At 60.5% G+C, this 18,840-nt stretch carries 13 protein-coding genes; 9 read left to right on the plus strand and 4 right to left on the minus strand.

The features are described from left to right. Nucleotides 1-41 precede the first annotated feature (41 nt). Nucleotides 42-2,012, minus strand: a complete 1,971-nt coding sequence (locus tag IGS60_RS13095) for a Cache 3/Cache 2 fusion domain-containing protein (RefSeq protein ID WP_230504821.1) — start codon at nucleotides 2,010-2,012, stop codon at nucleotides 42-44. 519 nt (nucleotides 2,013-2,531) lie between these two features. Here IGS60_RS13095 and IGS60_RS13100 point away from each other — a divergent pair. Continuing rightward, nucleotides 2,532-4,799: a carboxy terminal-processing peptidase gene (locus IGS60_RS13100; RefSeq protein WP_099411418.1), complete on the plus strand. Its 2,268-nt coding sequence runs from the start codon at nucleotides 2,532-2,534 to the stop codon at nucleotides 4,797-4,799. 198 nt (nucleotides 4,800-4,997) lie between these two features. Here IGS60_RS13100 and IGS60_RS13105 read toward each other — a convergent pair whose 3' ends face one another. Further along, on the minus strand, nucleotides 4,998-5,924 hold the full coding sequence (locus IGS60_RS13105; protein ID WP_230504823.1) for a LysR family transcriptional regulator: 927 nt from the start codon (nucleotides 5,922-5,924) through the stop codon (nucleotides 4,998-5,000). Nucleotides 5,925-6,044: 120 nt separating this feature from the next. Here IGS60_RS13105 and IGS60_RS13110 point away from each other — a divergent pair, with 120 nt between their 5' ends. Next, on the plus strand, nucleotides 6,045-7,259 hold the full coding sequence (locus IGS60_RS13110; protein ID WP_230504824.1) for an MFS transporter: 1,215 nt from the start codon (nucleotides 6,045-6,047) through the stop codon (nucleotides 7,257-7,259). 159 nt (nucleotides 7,260-7,418) lie between these two features. On the opposite strand, the gene IGS60_RS13115 is transcribed toward IGS60_RS13110, so the two are convergent. Then, nucleotides 7,419-8,375, minus strand: coding sequence for a hypothetical protein (locus IGS60_RS13115; RefSeq protein WP_230504825.1), 957 nt, complete (start codon nucleotides 8,373-8,375; stop codon nucleotides 7,419-7,421). A 334-nt stretch (nucleotides 8,376-8,709) separates the two neighbouring features. Then, nucleotides 8,710-9,363, minus strand: a complete 654-nt coding sequence (locus tag IGS60_RS13120) for a pentapeptide repeat-containing protein (protein ID WP_083293729.1) — start codon at nucleotides 9,361-9,363, stop codon at nucleotides 8,710-8,712. A gap of 339 nt (nucleotides 9,364-9,702) precedes the next feature. On the opposite strand from IGS60_RS13120, the gene alaC reads away from it, so the two are divergent. The 7 genes from alaC (at nucleotide 9,703) to IGS60_RS13155 (ending at nucleotide 18,835) form a co-directional block, all read left to right on the plus strand. After that, on the plus strand, nucleotides 9,703-10,920 hold the full coding sequence (gene alaC, locus IGS60_RS13125; RefSeq protein ID WP_230504827.1) for an alanine transaminase: 1,218 nt from the start codon (nucleotides 9,703-9,705) through the stop codon (nucleotides 10,918-10,920). Nucleotides 10,921-11,282: 362 nt separating this feature from the next. Beyond that, nucleotides 11,283-13,571, plus strand: coding sequence for a 5-methyltetrahydropteroyltriglutamate--homocysteine S-methyltransferase (gene metE, locus IGS60_RS13130; protein WP_230504829.1), 2,289 nt, complete (start codon nucleotides 11,283-11,285; stop codon nucleotides 13,569-13,571). 238 nt (nucleotides 13,572-13,809) lie between these two features. Next, complete coding sequence (locus IGS60_RS13135; RefSeq protein WP_230504964.1) at nucleotides 13,810-14,304, plus strand: hypothetical protein; 495 nt, start codon at nucleotides 13,810-13,812, stop codon at nucleotides 14,302-14,304. A 243-nt stretch (nucleotides 14,305-14,547) separates the two neighbouring features. Beyond that, nucleotides 14,548-16,137 carry an aspartate:alanine exchanger family transporter gene (locus IGS60_RS13140; protein ID WP_230504831.1) on the plus strand — a complete coding sequence of 530 codons (1,590 nt, stop codon included), beginning with the start codon at nucleotides 14,548-14,550 and terminating at the stop codon, nucleotides 16,135-16,137. A gap of 650 nt (nucleotides 16,138-16,787) precedes the next feature. Next, a complete protein-coding gene (locus IGS60_RS13145; protein WP_230504833.1) occupies nucleotides 16,788-17,000 on the plus strand; it encodes a hypothetical protein in 213 nt (70 codons plus the stop codon). 110 nt (nucleotides 17,001-17,110) lie between these two features. Further along, the gene (locus IGS60_RS13150; RefSeq protein WP_070222911.1) at nucleotides 17,111-17,461 is read left to right on the plus strand and encodes a VOC family protein; all 351 of its coding nucleotides are present in this window, start codon (nucleotides 17,111-17,113) and stop codon (nucleotides 17,459-17,461) included. A 183-nt stretch (nucleotides 17,462-17,644) separates the two neighbouring features. Further along, nucleotides 17,645-18,835, plus strand: coding sequence for an acyl-CoA dehydrogenase family protein (locus IGS60_RS13155; protein ID WP_230504835.1), 1,191 nt, complete (start codon nucleotides 17,645-17,647; stop codon nucleotides 18,833-18,835). Nucleotides 18,836-18,840: the final 5 nt, after the last annotated feature.

The following is an 18,840-nucleotide window of genomic DNA, read 5'->3' on the forward strand; positions in this document are numbered from 1 at the left end:
GGTAAGGTGGATTCGACCCCATCTTAGCACCAGGCATGACCTTACAGCTTGAACACGCCCACCACCTGGTTCAGCTCATGCGCCTGCTCCTGCAGGGCGTCGGCGGCCGCGGCCGCTTCTTCCACCAGGGCCGCATTCTGCTGGGTCACCTGGTCCATCTGGGCGATGGCCTGGTTGACCTGCTCGATGCCGCTGCGCTGCTCTTCGCTCGCCTGCGCGATCTCGGCCATGATGGTGCTCACTTGCTGGACGCTGGCCACCACGGTGTCCATGGTGGCGCTGGCCTGGCTCACTTGGGCGTGGCCCAGGTCCACCGTGCCGGCCGATGCCTGGATCAGGTCCTTGATGTCTTTCGCGGCGGCCGTCGAGCGCTGCGCCAGGGTGCGCACCTCGGTGGCGACGACGGCAAAGCCCCGTCCCTGTTCGCCGGCGCGGGCCGCTTCCACGGCCGCGTTCAAGGCCAGGATATTCGTCTGGAAGGCGATGCCGTCGATGACGCCGATGATGTCGGCGATCTTGCCAGATGAGCTGCGGATGGCGTCCATGGTGCTGGCCACCTGCGCCACGGCCGCGCCGCCTTCGGCTGCCAGGCTGGACGATTCATGCGCCAGTTTGCTCGCTTGCTGCGCGTGATCGACGTTCTGGCGCACGGTGGAGCTCAGTTCCTCCATCGAGGCGGCCGTTTCTTCCAGCGAACTGGCTTGCTGTTCCGTGCGGCTCGACAAATCCAGGTTGCCGCTGGCGATTTCACCGGACGCCGTGGCGATTTGCCCGGCGCTGCCGCGCACGTTGCCGACCACTTGCGACAGGTTGTCGCTGATGCGGTTCATGGCGCGCAGCAGGCGGCCGATTTCGTCCAGGCTGGTCGTATCGAGGTGCACCGTCAAGTCGCCGGCGGCGATTTGCGCAGCGGCCGTTTCGGCGGTGGCCAGCGGGCGCGAGACGAGGGTGCGCACCAGCCAGTACAGCAGCAGGGCGAAGACGAGCAGGGCGACGAAGCCGGAAATGGCCAGCTGGTTGCGCATCTGGCGCGCTTCCAAGGTGATTTCGTCCGTGAACGTGCCGCCCGCGATGATCCATTGCCAATCCTTGAATTGACGGTAATACAGCTGCTTTTCGCGCGCGCTGGCAGCCGTTTCGCCAGGCGCCGTCCACGTATAGCGCATGGCACCGTCTTTCTGCGCCAGCATTTCCTGGATGAACATCCGGCCGTCGCTAGCCTTGAAGTCGAGCGCGCTCTTGCCTTCGCTGTTCGGGTGCAGCACCAGGTGGCCGTAATTGGCGCCGGGAGCCGTGTCGACGATATAGATGTAGCCCGTCTGGCCGATCTTGACCTGGCGAATCTTCTCTTTCAACATGGCCAGATTCTTGCTGATATCGAGGCCGATGAACAGCACGCCCACCACTTTGCCTGCCGCGTCGCGCACGGGATCATATTGCGTAATGTATTGCTTGCCAAACAAGGTTGCCATGCCGACGAAACGCTGGCCCGCACGCAGCGGCGCGTAGCTGGGGTGGTTGTGGTCGAGCTGGGTGCCGATGGCGCGTTCGCCATCCTGCTTTTTCAGCGACGTGCTGATGCGCACGAATTCATCGCCGTTGGCGGCAAAGATGGTGGCGATCACGCCCGTCTGCGCCGTGTAGCGGTCGACCAGGGCCGTGTCGAGGTTGAGCACCTTGCCGCCATTGGCCAAGGCCGGCGTGGCCTTGCCGGCGACCGCCACCATGGCGCCCGCGTCGACCGTGAACGGGCCGGGAAATTCCGCCGCGAACAGGCGCGCAAAGCTGGCCGCTTCGTTGACCATGGCCGTATGGAAGACTTGCGTGGTCGTCATGACGCTATTGAGTTCGCTGGTGACGGCCGCTTCGGCACGCTGTTCCAGCACGCGCGAGGTATTGATACTCATCAAGGCAGTCAGGCTGGCGAGGATCAGGCTGACGAGGGCAAACGTGAAGACGGTAATCTTGCCGCCGACACTCCAATGGCGGGGGGAGAAGGAAATTGTAGGCATAGTGTGAGTCTGGCAAAGGGTAATCAGCTCGGCCATTCCAGGTCATGACATGACACGCGGGGAGGGGATCTGGTGGGAACACTGTTGAAACGGAGGCGCGCCGGCTGTGGGAGCGGCGTGCAGGCAAGCTGTATTTCAGGGCGCGATGATAGCATGTTGCTTGCCATTTGTTACTAAGTGTTTCCAGCAGGAATTACTTTTTCACATAAAAACATCATTGAGATCAAGGATTGCCGCTTCAACCTATTGACTTTTTTCATTCCAGTAGCGCATGTTGATATTCATCGCTGCTGAATGATGCGATTTTTCTCACGAATGTTTCACTTTGTAATGAATGAGACGCCGCCTTTAATCCGCGTTTAAGCTTCCAGGAAGAAACTGATCTTCCTTGGGAGACTGCCAGGCCGTATCCTGTAGAATAATATGCAGACCAGTCGTGTATCCCCTTACTGTCTTGCTGGCTGGCGCATGCATCTCTGCGCCGCCTGGAATTGATTTAACTAATTTTCGGAGAAGCCGATGAAGAAGCAAATGATGCTGGTCACCCTGGTGCTCGCCCTGTCAGCCCACGCTGGCGCAGCCCAGACGGACAAGAGCGCCGCTCCTCCGCTCACCATGAAGCCGCTGGCCCAGCAAACGCAGGCCGCCTTGTGGGCATCGCGCGTATTGACGCGCGTCCATTACAAGGCCATGCCGCTCGACGACGCCATGTCGGAGAAAATCTTCGACCGCTATTTCAAATCCCTGGACGCAGAAAAACTGTTCTTCGTGCAGGCCGACATCGACCGCTTTGCTCCCTTGCGCACCAAGCTCGACGACGCCATCATCAATGAAGACCTGACGGCGCCGTTTGCCATCTACAACCTGTACCAGCAGCGTTTCGACGAGCGCATGGCGTATGCGCGTGAATTGCTCAAAACCAAGTTCGACTTTACCGCCGACGAGAGCTACCAGATCGACCGCGAAAAGGCCGCCTGGCCGAAGAATGACGAGGAAGTGCGCGACCTGTGGCGCAAGCGCGTCAAGAACGACTGGCTGCGCCTGAAACTGGCGGGCAAGGAAGACAAGGCCATCCGCGAGACGCTGGACAAGCGCTATGAAAGCTACACGACCCGTTCGCGCAAGCTCAACAGCGAAGACGTGTTCCAGATCTTCATGAACTCGTACGCCATGTCGATCGAGCCGCACACCAATTACCTGGGCCCGCGCGCCTCGGACAACTTCGACATCGCCATGCGCCTGTCGCTCGAAGGCATCGGCGCCGTGCTGCAGACGCGCGACGAATACACGGTGGTGCGCGAAGTGGTGCCGGGCAGCCCGGCCGGCCTGTCGGGCAAGCTGAAAGTGGGCGACCGCATCGTCGGCGTGGGGCAGGGCGAAAGCGGCCCCATCACCGAAGTGCTGGGCATGCGCATCGACGACGTGGTGCAGCTGATCCGTGGCGCCAAGGATTCCGTCGTGCGCCTCGACATCCTGCCGGCCGACGCCGGCCCCGATGCCAAGCACGTCGTCTTGCCGCTGGTGCGCAAGAAAATCAGCATGGAAGAGCAGGCGGCGAAGAAATCGATCATCGAAGTGCGGGAAAATGGCGTCAAGCGCCGCATCGGCGTCATTGCCCTGCCGACGTTCTACCAGGACTTCGAAGCGCGCCGCCGTGGCGACAAAGACTTTAAAAGCGCGACGCGCGACGTCAGCCGTTTGCTGGCCGAGCTGAAGAAAGACAAGGTCGACAACGTCCTGATCGACTTGCGCAACAATGGCGGCGGTTCGCTGAACGAAGCCGTCGAACTGACGGGCCTGTTTATCGACAAGGGCCCTGTCGTGATGCAGCGCAATGCCGAAGGCAAGGTCGACGTGGAAAGCGACACCAATTCCGGCCTGGCCTGGGATGGCCCGATGGGCGTGCTGATCAACCGCGGTTCCGCTTCCGCTTCCGAAATTTTCGCCGCCGCCGTGCAAGATTACGGCCGAGGCGTCATCATCGGCGAAGGCAGCTTCGGCAAGGGCACCGTACAAACCCTGTTCAACCTCGACCGTTTCGGCGGCAGCGAGAAAGCCCGCTTCGGCGAGCTGAAGATGACCATCGCCCAGTTCTTCCGCATCAACGGCGGCACCACGCAGTTGCGCGGCGTCACGCCCGACATCAAGCTGCCGGCCATGTCGGACACGGAAAACTTCGGCGAATCGAGCTATGACAATGCCTTGCCATGGGTGGCCATCAAGCCGGCGCCGTACATGCCGACGGGCGACCTGAAGGATATCGTGCCGCTGCTGGACAAGAAGCATGAAGCGCGCGTGGCCAAGGACAAGGATTTCCAGTACTTGCTCGATGACATCGCTCTCGTCGTCAAGCAGCGCAAGGAAAACCAGATTTCGCTCAATGAAACCGTGCGCCGCAAGGAGCGCGATGCCCAGGAAGCGCGCGCGAAGGCCCGTGAAAAACGCCTGATCGCGCAGATTTCGAATCCGGCCGACGACCTGGTGGTGATTCCCGATCCGAAAGACGTGCTGAAGGGCGCGAAAGCGGCCAGCAAGACGGCCAAGCAGATCGCCGCCGTGAAGGGCGCCTTGCGCACCGACGACGGCTTGCAGGGCGACGAGCGCGCGCTGAGTGCGGAACTGGACGCCGAAACGGCCGCCAAGAGCGCCAAGGACGTGCTGCTGAACGAAGCGGCGCGCATCCTGGCCGACGAAGTGGCGCTGATCAAGGCCGATACCCGCATGGCGGCCAAGGTCTTGCCATATGGCGCGGATGGCAAGGCGACGCCGGTGACGGCAGCGAAGTAAGGCTTTCATGCACTAGAAAACCGGTTCCTTGCGGAGCCGGTTTTTTTTCGCCCCGATCAGTTATCCGTTTGGCGTATTTCTATCATTCCAACAATCAATTGGATCGATATGCCGCGATGCAGCATAATGCACTTGTCTCCTCTATTCTCCTCCAAGAAAATAGATTCAGCCCGCTCTCGCAGCGGGCTTTTTTTTGCCTCAGATTCTGTGCGTGGGCGCTTGCACGTCGGGCTGGGCCGCCAGCAGGGCCGTGATCCAGCCAGCAAACGCCTGCAGCTTGGGCGTGGCCAGGCGGCCTTGCGGCGTCAGCAGCGACATCGGCATGGGCGTGGGCGGATGATCGGCCAGCACGGCCACCAGCGCGCCGCTGTCGAGGTGCGCGCGCACCTGGTACACGGCCGCCTGCGCCAGTCCCAGCCCCTGCAGCGCGCAATCGACGCTGGCGTCCGCGTCGTTGACGGCGATGGGGCCGGCCATCTGCACGCGCAGCACTTCCTTGCCTTGCTGGAAATCCCAATCGAAGGCGCGTCCCGTGCGGCCCGAGTAATGCATGATGCCCTGGTGCGCGGCCAGGTCGGCCAGGGTCTGCGGCGTGCCGTGCCGCGCCAGGTAGGCGGGCGCGGCGCACGTGACGAAGCGCATCAGGCCGACCTGCTTGCCGATGAAGGCGGAATCCTGCAAGGTGCCCACGCGCAAGGCGCAATCGATGCCTTCCTGCGTCAGGTCGACCAGGCGGTCCGTCAGGCTCAGCTGCAATTGCACGTCCGGCCAGGCGGCGTGGAAGTGCGCGATATGCGGCACGACCAACCTGCGGCCCACCGTATTGGGCAGGTTGATGCGCAGCAAGCCGCGCGGTTTTTTCGCGTCGGGACCGCGAAATGCCAGTTCCGCCGTGTCGACGGCTTTCAAAATATCAATGCAATGGCGAAAGTACTCAGCCCCTTCCGGCGTCAGCGACAAGCGGCGCGTGGTTCGCTGCAGCAATTGCGTGCCCAGGTAGGCTTCCAGCTTTTGCAGGGTGGCCGTCAGCGCGGCACGGGGCAAATTCAGGGTCTCGGCCGCCTTGGAAAAGCTGTTGGCTTCGACGATGCGCACGAAGGTCTGCATGGCCTTGATCTTGTCCATAGGATAACTTCCATTCTCATTGTTCATTTTATGTGAAAAGTATAAGTGGATTATGCCCTGATTATCTTTGCCATAGTTTTCCCTAGAATGGCGACATCCCTATCGAACCGAGGAAACAACATGAACAAGGCCTCATCTTCCACTCCCCACGACATTGCACCGGCCATGGTGCTGTTGCTGGCCATCGCTTCCGGCCTCATCGTCGCCAATCTGTATTACGCGCAAACCCTCGTCGGCCCCATCAGCGCCTCGACGGGCCTGTCGGCCAAGGCGGCCGGGCTGATCGTCACCCTGACGCAAGTGGGCTATACCCTGGGCCTGCTGTTTGTCGTGCCCCTGGGCGACTTGCTGGAAAACCGCCGCCTGATCGTCACGGCCTTGCTGGTGACGGCCACGGCCCTTGTGGTGGCGGCCCTCTCCACGGGCGCCATCGTCTTCCTGGCCGCCGCCCTGGCCATCGGCCTCGGTTCCGTGGCGGCGCAAGTGATCGTGCCGTTTGCCGCCCACCTGTCGCAGGAAGCGACGCGGGGGCAAACCGTGGGCAAGGTGGTCAGCGGCTTGTTGCTGGGCATCATGCTGGCCCGTCCCGTGGCGTCGCTGGTGGCCGCGCACGCCAGCTGGCACGTGGTGTTTGGCGGCGCCGCCGTGCTGATGGTATTGCTGGCGCTGGTGCTGCGCCGTGCCTTGCCCGTGCGTCGGCCCGTGTCGAGCATGAAATATCCAGCCCTGATGGCCTCGCTGTGGCACTTGCTGCTGGGCACGCCCGTGCTGCGCCGCCGCGCCGCCTATCACGCGGGTTTGTTTGGCGCCTTCAGCCTGTTCTGGACCGTCACGCCGCTGGTGCTGGCCAGCCCCGCGTTCGGCCTGTCGCAAACGGGCATCGCCATCTTTGCCCTGGTGGGCATGGCGGGCGCCGTCGCTTCGCCCATCGCCGGCCGCCTGGCGGACGCGGGCCACACCTTGCCGGCCACGGCTGCCGCGCTGGGGCTGGGCATCGTCGCGTTTGCCTTGCCCATGTTTGCGCCGGAATCGAAACATGTGGCGCTGGGCTTGCTGGTGGTGGCGTCCATCGTGCTCGACATGGGCGTGGCGGCCAACCTGGTATTGGGCCAGCGCGCCATCTTCAGCCTGGGCGCGGAAGTGCGGGGCCGCCTGAACGGCCTGTATTTTGCGCTGTTCTTCGCCGGCGGCGCGGCCGGTTCGGCCATCGGCGCCTGGGTGTATGCCAGCTATGGTTGGCAGGCAACCTTGCTGACCGGCATGGCGTTTCCGGGCCTGGCCCTGCTGGTGTGGCTGGCAGAATTTTTACTCTTGGCCACGCGCCGCACGGCTTGAAACCCTGATGGCATCTCATTATCACTGATGGATATTTCTATCATCATGAATATAAAGTGGCGTGATATGCCGCGATGCCGCAAGATGCACTTGTCTCCTCTATCTCCTCCAAGGAAATAGATTCAGCCCGCTTCCATAGCGGGCTTTTTTTTTGCCTCTTTATTTGCGCTGTTTGCCATCGGCATCACAATAGCCATAACGTTGGGGACTGCCGCACGAGCCAGCTTCCTTTTGTGCTTCGGCTAGCTGGTTGCAATGCACGGTGCGGAAATGTGTCGGCAGATAGCTTTTTAATGTGGCATCAGAGATATTTCGAGGGGAAATTTTTTCGCCTTGCGGGGGCGGCGGGAAAGTCGCTGCAATCGCGCGATCCGCTACATTGTCAATGAAGAGGACAGTTTCGCCCTCCTGCACCTGGCACATATGATTGGTAGTGAAGTCATAACGTTCAGCGGCCTTGATCATGAACAGTGGCCCCTTGTTTGATATGCCCTGGATCATGGCCTGGGCCGCCGAATAACTTCCGATAAAGCCAGCAATGGAGATTGCAAAGAGGAAGTAAGTGGTTTTTTTATTGGTCTTGAAATCGAAAATAAACAAGAACAACAGGAAAATGACCTCAAAAATGATTGCCAGCACAGCATAGGCAAAGGCGCTGAACGAGAAGGCAAATATCAGGGTGGCGAGGCCAAACGAAAAGGGCAGGTAGGACGGCGGAAAAGGAAAATTGGCCGCAAAAAAATCGACAGCGCTCAGGCGCGAAAAAATCACGCAGGCAGACACCGCCAGGGAAACCCCCACTTTTGCCAGCAGGCTTGCAAAAACGGAATTCAGCGAAAAAAGTACCCATGCAATGCCTGACACCCCAACGACGAGAATGCCTGTCAGCGCCACCTGTTCGAGGATGTAATTTACATAATCATCTGTTTCCTGGATATGCAGGTGCGAAACCAGGAGGATCAGGCCGCCTATCGTGGCAATGGAAAAAATAACAAGTGAAATAATGGTCTTGGGATCGTTATATCTTTCGATCAGCGCAGGGATGATTTTTTCGGTGTCGGGAGATATCTTGACGATAAATCTTCTGATGCTCTCCTTGTTTTCACGCAGCGCCATGAAACTAAAGATTATTCCGGCTGGCGGAATGGTGATGGACGTCAGGATGCACAGCAGTATGAATAAGATTATTTTTATTATCTTCATCATTGTTATTGGGCAGTATCGTCGGCGGATGTTTAAATGGAAACCTGCGTGCGGAATATAGCACGCATTATTTGGCATGGACTGCGGTGAATCGCGTGGCGTGAGAAATTGTGTGGGCCTGAAAAACCACTGGCGAGCGACGCAGCGTGGGCGATGGACATGGAAAATGCCACCAGCCCTTAACCCTTGGTTGCGGCAACCTGCTTTTACCGCAAGCTTGCTGTCAATAACGGCTGTGGGGCAAGGCTTACATCACCACCAGGTCCAGCGCCCGCATGAAGTTGGCCGCCTGCGCATGCGTGATGACAGCGCCTTTCAGCAGCGCAGCTTCGCTCAGTTTGAAACCGTCGATATCGGCGCCGCGCAAGTCCGCGCCCTGGAACTTCGCCAGCTTGATGGTGGCGTTGCGCAAGCTGCCCCCTTCGAAAACGGCGTCGCGGAAGTCGCAGCCGGCCAGGTAAGCGTCGGAAAAATCGAGCTGTTTGAGTATCGCCTTGCGGAACGAAAAGCCGCGCAGGTCGGCGCCCACCAGCAGGCTGTCTTCGAAGGTCAAGCCCAGGTGAGCCGCTTCCTCGAACGAGGCGCCCGTCAGCTTGCAGCCCCGGTAGGTGACCGATGCCAGCTTGGCGCGCCGCCATTTCGTGTTGTTCAGGTCGCAGCCTTCGAAATTCGCGTCAACGGCGTCGACGGATTCGAAATCGGCGCTGCCGGCGCGGCAGCGGCGCCAGGTGCTGCGCGCGAGCTTGCTGGCAAACAAGCTGGTGTCGGCAAAGGTGCAGCGTTCAAACGTACAGCCCTGCAAGTCGAGGCGCGACAGGTCTTCGCCATCGAAGGCGCAATCGATGAAGTGGCGCACCGGCAGGGCCAGTTGCTGCTCGATGCCGGCGCGGTCCAGGGTCATGCCAGTTACTGCGGTGTCGTGTGTTGCCATCCGTTTTATATTCCTAATCAAAGCAGGGGAGGGATGGCGCGGCGGGAAAATGCACGAACCAGAACACCTCCCCGGCTGGTGTAACAGCCAAGGGTCAGCGCCGTGGGTCCGCGTGGGCGGGAGCATGCCGGACTGTGCCGGGCACTTACCGGGTTACCAACCGGTGCGCTCATTTTCGATCAGCGCGTATTGTAGCTTGTCCGAATCGGCCTTGCCAGTTCTTGCGAAGCCGGGTTAGTATCGTTGCAGGCGCAGCCACTGCGCCAACGTCGCTCGGACGGATCCGGGCGCTTACGTATAGAGATAACCATGACCGACAGCCAAGCTCCGCGCAGCTTTTCGCGCATCAATCGTCTTCCCCCCTACGTTTTCAACATCACCGCCGAACTCAAGATGGCCGCGCGCCGCTGTGGCGAGGACATCATCGACATGTCGATGGGCAATCCCGATGGCGCCACGCCGGCCCACATCGTGGACAAGCTGGTCGAGACGGTCAAGCGTCCCGACACGCATGGCTATTCCGCGTCCAAGGGCATTCCGCGGCTGCGCCGCGCGATTGCACACTGGTACAAGAAGCGCTACGAGGTCGACATCGACCCGGACAGCGAAGCCATCGTCACCATCGGCTCGAAAGAGGGCCTGGCCCATTTGATGCTGGCGACCCTGGACCGGGGCGACACGGTGCTGGTGCCGAACCCCAGCTACCCGATCCACATATGGGGCGCCGTCATCGCGGGCGCCGATATACGCTCCGTGCGCATGGGGCCGGGCGTGGATTTCTTTGCCGAACTGGAACGCGCGATCCGCGAAAGCTATCCGAAGCCTAAGATGATGGTGCTGGGTTTCCCGTCGAACCCCACGGCGCAATGCGTGGAACTGGAATTCTTTGAAAGAGTCGTCGCGCTGGCGAAGCAGCACAATATCCTGGTGGTGCATGACCTGGCGTACGCCGACATTACCTTCGATGGCTGGAAGGCGCCGTCCATCATGCAGGTGCCCGGTGCGCGCGACGTGGCCGTCGAGTTCTTCACCATGTCGAAAAGCTACAACATGGCGGGCTGGCGCATCGGCTTCATGGTGGGCAATGCGGAACTGGTGGCGGCCCTGGCGCGCATCAAGAGCTACCACGATTACGGCAGTTTCACGCCCGTGCAAGTGGCGGCCATTGCCGCGCTGGAAGGCGACCAAAGCTGCGTGACGGAAATCTGCGCGCAGTACCAGCGCCGCCGCGACGTGCTGGTGAAAGGTTTGCATGAAGCGGGCTGGATGGTGGAAAAGCCGAAGGCGTCGATGTATATCTGGGCGCATATCCCGGAAGCCTACCGTCACCTGGGCTCGCTGGAATTTGCCAAGCTGCTGTTGCAAAAGGCCAAGGTGAGCGTGTCGCCCGGCATCGGTTTCGGCGAGTACGGCGATGAATACGTGCGCTTTGCCCTGATCGAAAACGAGGCCCGCGTGCGGCAAGCCTTGCGCGGCATCAAGAATATGTTGCGTTCCAGCGACGGAAAGACGGAAGTGGCAGCATAAAAGTTGCCCTGTGGAATTGTCTGTTGCCCCTAATATCACTGCTGCGTATTTCTGACATCACGAATATAAAGTGGTTTTATATGCTGCAACGCGGCATCATTCATCTGTCTCCTCTATCTTCCTCCAAGGAAATAGATTCAGCCCGCTCCCGCAGCGGGCTTTTTTTTGCCTGTCGTTTTGGTTCTGGGCACCGGCCGGCACGCGCGGCGAACGAGGCGCCCGCCCCCGCGCGGCACGGCCTCGTGAATACGTTCAGCCTGCTCATACATGAATATTAATAATGGATGTATGAAGTTTTACCATTATTTTTCATGGATGAAAGCCTCTATGATGACCCCACACTTCACTGGGAGGCAACCACCATGACCGTCACGACACACAATTTGGGCTACCCGCGCATCGGCGCCAAACGCGAACTGAAATTCGCCCTGGAAGACTACTGGAAGGGCCAAAGCAGCCTGGACGCGCTGGAAGGCCAGGGCGCCGAGTTGCGTCAGCGTCACTGGCAACACCAGCGCGCGCTGGACTTCGCGCCCGTGGGCGACTTTTCCTTTTATGACCAGGTGCTGGACCTGAGTTTTACGCTGGGCAACCTGCCGCAGCGCGTGCGCGGCCTGGAAGGCGCCGCGCTCGACAACTATTTCCGCGTGGCCCGAGGCCGCTCGGTTAGCGACAGCGATTGCAGCTGCGTCCACGCCGGTGAAATGACGAAATGGTTCGACACCAACTATCACTACATCGTGCCGGAATTTTCGGCCGAGACGCAATTCAAGCTCGACAGCAGCCGCCTGTTGCGGCAACTGGCGCAAGCGCGCCAGCTCGGCGTGAAAGCCAAACCCGTGCTGATCGGCCCCGTCACCTATTTGTGGCTGGGTAAGGCCAAGGATGATTCCGACAAGCTGGCGCTGCTGCAAGGCTTGCTGCCCGTCTACGTGCAATTGCTACAGGAACTGGCCGCGCAAGGCGTGGAATGGGTGCAGATCGACGAACCGATACTCGTCACGGAACTCGACGGCGCGTGGCAGCAGGCCCTCGTCACGGCCTATGATGCCTTGAGCAAGGTCAAGCACGTCAAACTGTTGCTGGCCACGTATTTCGGCAAGCTGCAAGACAATTTGCCGCTGGCGTGCAAGCTGCCCGTGCAAGGCTTGCACCTCGATGCCGTCAACGCCCGCGATGAAGTGGAGCAAGTGATCGCCCAATTGCCCGCCACCAGCGTGCTGTCGCTGGGCGTGGTGAATGGCCGCAATATCTGGAAGACGGATTTGACGCAAGTGCTGGCGTGGCTGGAACCCGTGCACGCCAGCCTGCAATCGCGCCTGTGGATCGCCCCGTCGTGCTCGCTGCTGCACGTGCCTGTCGACCTGGACAGCGAGCATAAGCTCGATGACGATATCCGGTCCTGGCTGGCCTTTGCCCGCCAGAAGCTTGATGAAGTGCACACCATCGCCGGCGCCCTGAACCAGGGCCGCGCCTCCGTGCAGGCGGCACTCGATGCTAATCTTGTGGCCGTGCAAGCGCGCCGCCAGTCGACCCGCGTGCACAATCCGCACGTGAAAGCGGCCCTGGCGCGCATCGATGCGACGTTGGGCCAGCGCCTGAGCGGCTATGCCGAGCGTGCCGTCAAGCAAGCTGCGCTGCTGCAACTGCCGCTGTATCCGACGACGACCATCGGCTCCTTCCCGCAGACGGCGGAAATCCGCCAGGCGCGCAGCCAGTTCCGCAGCGGCCAGCTCGATGCAGTCGGCTACAAGCAGCTGATGCAGGCGGAAATCGCCCATTGCGTGCAGGAACAGGAAACCCTGGGCCTGGACGTCTTCGTGCACGGCGAAGCGGAACGCAACGACATGGTGGAATACTTCGGCGAACAGCTGGACGGCTACGCCTTCAGCCAGTTCGGCTGGGTGCAGTCGTACGGTTCGCGCTGCGTCAAACCGCCCATCCTGTTCGGCGACATCAGCCGCCCGCGCGCCATGACGGTCGAGTGGAGCACCTATGCCCAGTCGCTGACGGACAAGCCGATGAAAGGCATGCTGACGGGCCCCGTCACCATCCTGAACTGGTCCTTCGTGCGCGACGACCAGCCCCGTTCCGTCTCGTGCCACCAGCTGGCGCTGGCCATGCGTGCCGAAGTGCAGGACCTGGAGCGGGCCGGCATCCGCGTGATCCAGATCGACGAGGCGGCCTTGCGCGAAGGTTTGCCACTGCGCAAGTCGCAATGGGCCGAGTATCTACGCTGGGCCGTGGAATCGTTCCGCATCACGGCCAATGGCGTGACCGATGAAACGCAGATCCACACGCATATGTGCTATTCGGAATTCAACGACATCATCGCGCAGATCGCCGGCATGGATGCGGACGTCATCACGATCGAAACTTCGCGCTCCGACATGGAATTGCTCGACGCCTTTGACGAGTTCAATTATCCGAATGACATCGGCCCCGGCGTCTACGACATTCACTCGCCCAATATTCCGAGCCAGGAACAGATGGTGAATCTGATGCGCAAGGCGGCCGAACGCATTCCCGCGCAGCGCCTGTGGGTCAACCCCGATTGCGGCCTCAAAACGCGCGGCTGGAAAGAAGTGATTCCCGCGCTGGCCAACATGGTGGCGGCAGCGAAAACCTTGCGTGCCGATAACGTCGCCTGAGGACGGCAGGGGAGAGGGCAGATATAGGGAATAGCTATTTCTGTCATCACAACATGCAATTGGATTTATATGTTGCGACGCGGCATCATGCACCTGTCTCCTCTACTTCCTCACAGGAATTAGATTCAGCCCGCTCCCGCAGCGGGCTTTTTTTTTGCCGTTGCACCTTATCGCGCGGGTCGCCACGGCTGCATCGCTTAAGATACCCTTGCTAAACCATGCACAAGGAGACAAGTTGATGACACCTTTGTTTTACGCAGCCGGCATGCTGGCGCTGATGGCGCTCGGCGCATGCTCGGAGGAGCGGCATCCGCTTGATCGCCACTTGGGCCAGTTGCGTCCGGAGACGGTCGCCGCGCTGCCCGATATGGGGTGGCCGCCCGGCACGCTGCTGTGCCCGCTGACCATGTATCAGAGCGAGCTGCCCGGTTCGGCGCCTCCTGCGGACAGGGTCAACGCCTTCCTGAAACAAAAGCAATTCCTGGGGGATGAAGGCCTTTGGTCGCTCATCGTTGTCAAACCGATGCCCGAAGGGGACGCCGGCATCGAACAGTTGCTTTTCAAGCGCGCGGACTATGACGTGTTCAATGAGCCGGAAATGCTCAAGCGCGATGGAGGGACATTGCCGACGGGGTTTGTGCCGCAGACTTGCGTATCGGTGGAACGCGCCCGCGTGCTGGTCACTCGCCCGCAAAGATCGGATCGAACGCTGATCGTTTTTGGCACGGCCTGAACGAGATATTGATAAAGCATATTTCTATCATCACAACATGCAATTGGATTTATATGTTGCGACGCGGCATCATTGCACCTGTCTCCTCTACTTCCTCACAGGAATTAGATTCAGCCCGCTTCCGCAGCGGGCTTTTTTTTGCCCGTTTTTAAGGCGTAAACCTGCGCACGCTTGCTTGTCATCATCGCCATCGTGTTGCTTTTGTGCATGCTAAACTGGGCCTTCCCCAGACCAAGGTTCCTGATGCTTCAATTATTTCGCCACACGCTGGAGTCCACGCCCATCCTCGCCCTGTTTCTCGTCATCGGCGCCGGTTATGCGCTGGGGCGCATCAGCGTGTTCGGCTTTTCGCTGGGCGTGGGCGGCGTGCTGTTCGCGGGGCTGGCGCTGGGCGCATTTGCTCCCGGTTCCGTGCCGCCGCCCATGGTCGGCTCGATCGGCCTGCTGCTGTTTCTGTATGGCATAGGCGTGCAGTACGGCGTGCAGTTTTTCGCCGGCTTGCGCGGGGCGGGGCAAAAACACAATCTGATCGCTTTTTCCGCCGTCATGGGCGGCCTGGCCGTGTCCGTCTGGGGCGGGCAGTGGATCGATATCTCGCTGCGCATGGCCAGCGGCGTATTTGCCGGCGCCATGACCAGCACGGCCGCCTTGCAGGCGGCGCTCGAAGCGTCGCACGGCAATGGCGACGCGGCCGTCGGCTATGCGGTCGCGTATCCGTTCGGCGTCGTCGGCCCCATGCTGGGCCTGTACCAGGCCGGGCGCATATTAAAACCCGTGCTGACGCCGCCGCCGGCGCCCATCGTCGTGTCCGAAATTACCATCGACGAAGCGAAACTGGCGGGCGCAGCCCTGTCCGAACTGGCCGACGGTCCGCTGGCTGGCGTGCAAGTGATCGGCGTGCGCCAGGGTCACCAGAACCGCTTGCCCGATCCCTCGCTGGTGCTCGGCGTGGGCGACGCGCTGATGGTGTCGGGCACGGTGGCGGGCGTGGAAGCGGCGCGCACGGCGCTGGGCCACCTGGACCCGGGCCGTCTGATGAAGGACCGCAGCGCGTTCGACGGCACGGAAGTGTTCGTGTCGGACGCGGAAATCGTCGGCGTGCCCTTGGGCGAGCTGAACCTGGCAAAAGACTTCCCGCTGCAGATCGCCTTCATCCGGCGTGGCGACGCCATGATTTTGCCCCATCCCTTCCTGACCCTGGAATTTGGCGACAGGGTGATGGCCATTGCGCCGGCCAAACATGCGGCCGACGTGCGCAAGCTGTTCGGCAATTCCATCACGGCCACGGCCGAGTTCAGCTATGTCTCGTTGGGCATGGGCATGGTGCTGGGTGTGCTGCTGGGTCTGGTGCCCATCCCGTTGCCGTGGATAGGCTCGTTCAGCCTGGGCCTGGCGGGCGGTCCGCTGGTGATGGCGCTGATCCTGGGACGTCTGGGCAGGGTGGGCAAGATCAGCTGGCGCTTGCCGCTGTCGGCCAACTTGGTCATGCGCAACTATGGCTTGACGATTTTCCTCGCCTCCGTCGGCATGGCCTCCGGCTTGCCGTTCGTGCAGCAGGTGGGCGCCGACGGCTTGCCCATGCTGGCGCTCGGTGCCGTGACGGTGCTGGTGGTGGTGGCCCTCGTGGTGATTTTGGGCAAGGTCTTCCTGCGCCTGCCGTTTCCCGAGTTGCTCGGTATCGCGGCCGGCGCCACGGGCAACCCGGCCGTGCTGGTGTTCGCCAACCGCCTCGCCAAGTCGGACCGCCCGAACCTCGGCTACGCGATGATTTTCCCCAGCATGACCATCGTCAAGATCGTTGCCGTGCAGGTGCTGCTGCATTTGTACGGCTGATGGCGGCCATCGGTTGACATTTGCGTCAATGTGACAATGTGAGGGTCTTTCTTCCTGGTAATTCGTTAAGCTTTGGGGCCGCATTCTGCGGGAACCGCTCAAGCAGCTGGACGGGCTGCTGGTGTCACTGATAGAGGAAAGAAATTGATGAGGAATAATGTATGCCTGGCAACCGCAGTTTTAGTATCGTTTATTTCAGGCTGCACTGAATCCTCGCCTGGGAAGACCCCGGAAGAAATTGAAAAAATTGCGTTTGATTGCGGCGCGACCAAGGCTCAAACTGAGACATGGTTTGCAACGCATAAAACCGGTTGGGCGGAGCACGTCGCCGAGGGCGTCAAGTGCATTCAGGAGCACCCGTAGGCAGCGCGATCAACTTCCCAGCGCACTCATGCTGGCCATGATTTTTTCGCTCATCGTTGAACAATCAAGCCAGGTAACGGCAAAGAAATACTGAGACAGCAGGAGTTATGTGCCAATCAAGGCGAGTCCCTTTGGCTTCCAGGAGCAATTCGACTGGGGTGCAGACATACATTCCGTAGCCTACGATGGCAGCTTGTTAATACGCGCCCTTCGAAACCGCAACAAAAACAGCGGGATCGAGGTTACATTTTCTCAAGTTGACGGTTTCAGGCTTTCTGGACGAAGTCTTGCTGGCGCACTACTGGGCCGCCGAAGACTTTCCTTCGGGTTATCCGGTCCTTGAGGTCTTCGATGGCGGCTGGGCGAAGGAAGAAGACGAGCGTCTAGGCTATACCCGGCAGCAGCGGGAGTGGATCATTGTGACGGCTGCTACCTGCGTCAGTGTTTTCTCGACGCACGAACCAGAGATTCGTGATGCCGTCTGGCCTGCCAAGGCTTAGCCATTGAGTGAAACTGAACGAATTGAGCCGCCAAGGATTCGGTCATCGCGTCCTACATCCGCTGTGCAGGCGAATCCTGTCTGCGACTATCTTGGGTATTGAGGAAAAATATGCAAGTCAAGCGTATCGTTGCCAATGTCCCCGTGTCGGATCCGGGCCTGGCGCGGAGGTTTTACGAGGAGGTGCTGGGCCTGAGCCTGCTGATGGACCACGGCTGGATCATGACGTATGGTGCGCAAACCGAGATGAGTGTTCAAGTGAGCTTCGCCACGCAAGGCGGCTCGAATACGGCCGTGCCAGACCTGTCGATTGAAGTCGATGACGTCGATACCGCATTTGCACGCATGGTTGCCGCAGGGTTTGCCATCGAGTATGGGCTGAGCGATGAGCCCTGGGGCGTCAGGCGCTTTTTCGTGCGCGACCCTTTTGGCAAGCTCATCAATATTCTGTCGCACACATAGACGCGATGCCAACGGCGGCTGCGGGCCGCCAGCCGGCCAATGCCACCCGGCGCCGGCCTGTGTAAAAGCCCTGGCGCCGCTCCCAATCTGTTGTACAATCCTTGAGAACGGTCGTGCTTTTTTGTGCGCTGAGCTTCCTTGCGTGCAGGCATCACGGCAACTCATAAGAACAAGGAGACAGACATGGACCTGCATTACACGGCCGGGGAGACGGCGTTCCGCGACACGGTGCGCGCCTTCCTCGACACCCATCTGCCGGCGGACTTGCAGCGCAAGGTGCGCCAGCATCTGCGTCTGGCCAAGGACGACTATGTGCGCTGGCACAAGATTGTCGCGCAACAAGGCTGGGCCGCGCCGGCCTGGCCCGTCGAATACGGCGGCACGGGCTGGACGTCCGTGCAGCGCCATATATGGGAAGACGAGTGCGCGCGCGCCGCCACGCCGCCGATTTTGCCGTTCGGCGTCAATATGGTGGCGCCCGTCATCATGGCCTTCGCCAACGCCGAACAAAAGGCATATTACTTACCGCGTATCCTCAACTGCGACGACTGGTGGTGCCAGGGCTATTCGGAGCCGGGCGCAGGTTCCGACCTGGCCTCGCTGAAAACCACGGCCGAGCGCGACGGCGACCATTACATCGTCAATGGCCAGAAAACCTGGACCACCCTTGGCCAGCACGCGGACATGATCTTTTGCCTGGTGCGCACGGACAGCACGGTGCGCAAGCAGGAAGGCATCAGTTTCTTGCTGATCGACATGAAAACGCCGGGCATCACCGTGCGCCCCATCATCATGCTCGACGAAGAACACGAAGTGAACGAAGTCTTTTTTGACAATGTGCGCGTGCCCGTCAGCAATCTGGTCGGCCAGGAAAACAAGGGCTGGACCTACGCCAAGTACCTGCTGGGCCACGAGCGCACGGGCATCGCCGCCGTGGGCCGCTCGAAGCGCGAATTGACTTTCCTCAAGCAGCTGGCCATGCAGCAGACCAAGCGCGGCGCGCCGCTGCTGCACGACCCCGCGTTTGCCGCCAAGGTGGCCCACCTGGAAATCGAATTGATGGCGCTGGAAATGACGGTCTTGCGCGTCATCAGCGACGAGGGCAAGGGGCCGGGGCCGCAGGCGTCCATGCTGAAGGTGCGCGGCTCGGAACTGCAGCAGCAACTGACGGAATTGATGGTGGAAGCCATCGGCCCGCAAGCCTTGCCATTCGACCCGGCATTTCTTGACGGCAGCGCGCCGCACAGCAGCGCTGGCGACGACCTGGCCGCGCCGCTGGCCGCGTACTACTTCAATTACCGCAAGACATCGATCTATGGCGGCTCGAATGAAATCCAGAAAAACATCATCACGCAGATGATCCTGGGCCTGTAAGCCAG

The organism is Janthinobacterium sp. FW305-128, from assembly GCF_020858135.1.
GTDB lineage: Bacteria > Pseudomonadota > Gammaproteobacteria > Burkholderiales > Burkholderiaceae_D > Janthinobacterium.